Origin of the sequence: Burkholderia sp. (assembly GCF_018375725.1) — a bacterium.
GTDB lineage: Bacteria > Pseudomonadota > Gammaproteobacteria > Burkholderiales > Burkholderiaceae > Burkholderia.
The window spans coordinates 1-3787 of record NZ_JAHACR010000364.1; the positions used below are offsets into that span (position 1 = coordinate 1).

3 protein-coding genes are annotated in these 3787 nt (G+C 64.5%); 2 read left to right on the plus strand and 1 reads right to left on the minus strand.

Annotated elements, in window-relative coordinates:
• Positions 1-141: UvrD-helicase domain-containing protein (locus KH616_RS22735; protein WP_292252158.1), on the minus strand; the 141-nt coding region annotated here is incomplete at its 3' end.
• A gap of 179 nt (positions 142-320) precedes the next feature.
• Here KH616_RS22735 and KH616_RS22740 point away from each other — a divergent pair.
• Together KH616_RS22740 and KH616_RS22745 are read left to right on the plus strand one after the other, a co-directional pair.
• Entirely contained in the window at positions 321-3188 is a 2868-nt protein-coding gene (locus KH616_RS22740; protein ID WP_292252156.1) for a valine--tRNA ligase, read from the plus strand.
• Between the two features lie 90 nt (positions 3189-3278).
• Positions 3279-3787: UTP--glucose-1-phosphate uridylyltransferase (locus KH616_RS22745; RefSeq protein ID WP_292252157.1), on the plus strand; the 509-nt coding region annotated here is incomplete at its 3' end.

The following is a 3787-nucleotide window of genomic DNA, read 5'->3' on the forward strand; positions in this document are numbered from 1 at the left end:
CTGCTGGATCAGCCATGCGATCCGCGTGATCAGAACGAGCGTCTTGCCGCTGCCCGCCCCTGCGAGGATCAGCGCCGGTTCGTTCGGCAACGTGACGGCTGCATATTGTTCAGGGTTGAGATTCGCGAGCAGATCAGGCATGGAATGGCAACGGACGTGCGGTGGAAAGCTGGCCCGCCATTATAAATCCGCCGCGCCGCTTGCCGGGATCGATGCCGTGCGACGCGTTCGCGCGCGCAGCGATGACCGGTCGTTACGCATCCATTTATAATTGCGGGTTTACGTATCCAATTCACGCATTTTTCGGCAGATTTCCTACCATGAGCGATAGCACGCTTGCGAAGAGTTTCGAGCCCCACACCATCGAATCCCAATGGGGGCCGGAGTGGGAAAAACGCGGCTATGCCGCCCCGGCGTTCGATCCGAGCCGGCCCGATTTCGCGATCCAGCTGCCGCCACCGAACGTCACGGGCACGCTGCACATGGGCCACGCGTTCAACCAGACCATCATGGACGGCCTCGCCCGCTATCACCGCATGCTCGGCGAGAACACGCTGTGGGTGCCGGGCACCGATCACGCAGGCATCGCGACGCAGATCGTCGTCGAACGCCAGCTCGACGCGCAAGGCGTGTCGCGTCACGACCTCGGCCGCGAGCAGTTCGTCGAACGCGTCTGGGAGTGGAAGGAAAAGTCGGGTTCGACCATCACCGGCCAGGTGCGCCGCCTCGGCGCGTCGACCGACTGGTCGCGCGAGTACTTCACGATGGACGACAAGATGTCGTCCGCCGTGCGCGACGTGTTCGTCACGCTCTATGAACAGGGCCTGATCTATCGCGGCAAGCGTCTCGTCAACTGGGATCCGGTGCTGTTGACCGCCGTGTCCGACCTCGAAGTGGCGAGCGAAGAGGAAAACGGCCATCTGTGGCACATCCGCTACCCGCTCGCCGACGGCTCGGGCTCGCTGACGGTCGCGACGACGCGTCCCGAGACGATGCTCGGCGACGTCGCGGTGATGGTCCACCCGGAAGACGAGCGCTACAAGCACCTGATCGGCAAGACCGTGCAACTGCCGCTCACCGGCCGCGAAATTCCGGTGATCGCCGACGACTACGTCGACCTCGAGTTCGGCACCGGCGTCGTGAAGGTCACGCCGGCGCACGATTTCAACGACTACCAGGTCGGCCTGCGCCACCAGCTCGCCCCGATCGAGATCCTCACGCTCGACGCGAAGATCAACGACAACGCGCCGGAACAATACCGCGGTCTCGACCGCTTCGACGCGCGCAAGACGATCGTCGCCGATCTCGACGCGCTCGGCCTGCTCGATTCGGTGAAGCCGCACAAGCTGATGGTGCCGCGCGGCGACCGCACGGGCGTCGTGATCGAGCCGATGCTGACCGACCAGTGGTTCGTCGCCATGACGAAGCCGGCGCCGGAAGGCACGTTCAACCCGGGCAAGTCGATCACCGACGTGTCGCTCGACGTCGTGCGCGACGGCCAGATCAAGTTCGTCCCGGAAAACTGGACGACCACCTACTACCAGTGGCTCGAGAACATCCAGGACTGGTGCATCTCGCGCCAGCTGTGGTGGGGTCACCAGATCCCCGCCTGGTATGGCGAGAACGGCGAAGTGTTCGTCGCCCGCAACGAGGAAGACGCACGCGCGCAGGCCGCCGCGAAGGGCTACACCGGCGCGCTCAAGCGTGACGAGGACGTGCTGGACACGTGTTTCTCGTCGGCGCTCGTGCCGTTCTCGTCGCTCGGCTGGCCGAACGAGACGCCGGAACTGTCGCACTTCCTGCCGTCGTCGGTGCTCGTCACCGGCTTCGACATCATCTTCTTCTGGGTCGCCCGGATGGTGATGATGACGACCCACTTCACCGGCAAGGTGCCGTTCCACACGGTCTACGTGCACGGCCTCGTGCGCGATGCGGAAGGCCAGAAGATGTCGAAGAGCAAGGGCAACACGCTCGACCCGATCGACATCGTCGACGGCATCGATCTCGAAATGCTCGTCGCGAAGCGCACGACCGGCCTGATGAACCCGAAGCAGGCAGCGACCATCGAGAAGAAGACGCGCAAGGAATTCCCGGACGGCATCCCGGCGTTCGGCACCGATGCGCTGCGCTTCACGATGGCGTCGATGGCGACGCTCGGCCGCAACGTGAACTTCGACCTCGCGCGCTGCGAAGGCTATCGCAACTTCTGCAACAAGCTGTGGAACGCGACGCGCTTCGTGCTGATGAACTGCGAAGGCCACGACTGCGGGCTCGACAAGCCGGAAGTCTGCGGCGCGGGCGATTGCGGCCCGGGCGGCTACCTCGATTTCTCGGCGGCCGACCGCTGGATCGTGTCGCTGCTGCAGCGCACCGAGGCCGACATCGCCAAGGGCTTCGCGGACTACCGCTTCGACAACATCGCGAGCAGCATCTACAAGTTCGTCTGGGACGAGTATTGCGACTGGTATCTCGAACTCGCGAAGGTGCAGATCCAGAACGGCACGCCGGAACAGCAGCGCGCGACGCGCCGCACGCTGCTGCGCGTGCTGGAAACGGTGCTGCGTCTTGCGCATCCGGTCATCCCGTTCATCACGGAAGCGCTCTGGCAGAAGGTCGCGCCGCTCGCGGGCCGCTACCCGCAAGGCAAGGCCGAGGGCGAGGCGTCGCTGATGACGCAGGCCTACCCGATCGCCGACCTGTCGAAGATCGACGAAGCGTCCGAACAGTGGGCGGCCGACCTGAAATCGATCGTCGACGCATGCCGCAACCTGCGCGGCGAGATGAACCTGTCGCCGGCGACCAGGGTGCCGTTGCTCGCGGCCGGCGAAGCCGACCGCCTGCGCTCGTTCGCGCCCTATGTGCAAGCGCTCGCCCGCCTGTCCGACGTGCAGATCCTCGCCGACGAGGCCGCGCTCGACAAGGAAGCGCACGGCGCGCCGATCGCGATTGTCGGACAGAACAAGCTGGTGCTGAAGGTGGAGATCGACGTCGCGGCCGAGCGCGAGCGCCTGTCGAAGGAAATCGCGCGCCTGTCCGGCGAGATCGTGAAGTGCAATGCAAAGCTCGGCAACGAGGCATTTGTCGCGAAGGCGCCGCCCGCCGTGGTCGAACAGGAGCAAAAGCGCCTGGCCGAATTCCAGAGCACGCTCGCCAAGCTGAGCGCACAGCTCGAGCGGCTGCCGGCGTAACGGGCCGTCAGGCCGGTTGCCGTCCACTATAATGCGCGAATGAACGTAGCCCCGTCAGAACGGGGCGAATTGAGGAGCGAAAGTTCGATTATGTTGAAAGTCACCAAGGCGGTATTCCCGGTTGCAGGCCTCGGAACGCGCTTTTTGCCCGCGACGAAGGCCAGCCCGAAGGAGATGCTGCCGGTTGTCGACAAGCCGCTGATCCAGTACGCGGTCGAGGAAGCGATCGCCGCCGGCATCACGGAAATGATCTTCGTCACCGGGCGCAGCAAGCGCGCGATCGAGGATCATTTTGACAAGTCGTACGAAATCGAGGCTGAGCTCGAAGCGCGCGGCAAGGAACAGCTGCTGGAGCTGGTGCGCAGCATCAAGCCGAGCCATGTCGACTGCTTCTACGTGCGTCAGCCGGAAGCGCTCGGCCTCGGCCACGCGGTGCTGTGCGCGGAAAAACTCGTCGCGGACAACCCGTTCGCGGTGATCCTCGCCGACGACCTGCTCGACGGCGAGCCGCCCGTGATGAAGCAGATGGTCGACGTGTTCGACCATTACCACAGCTCGGTGATCGGCGTCGAAGAGATCCCGCCGTCGGAGACGAAATC

Coding starts and splice junctions, on each gene's coding strand:
- KH616_RS22740 (WP_292252156.1), top strand. CDS start 321: ATGAGCGATAGCACGCTTGCGAAGAGTTTCGAGCCCCACACCATCGAA.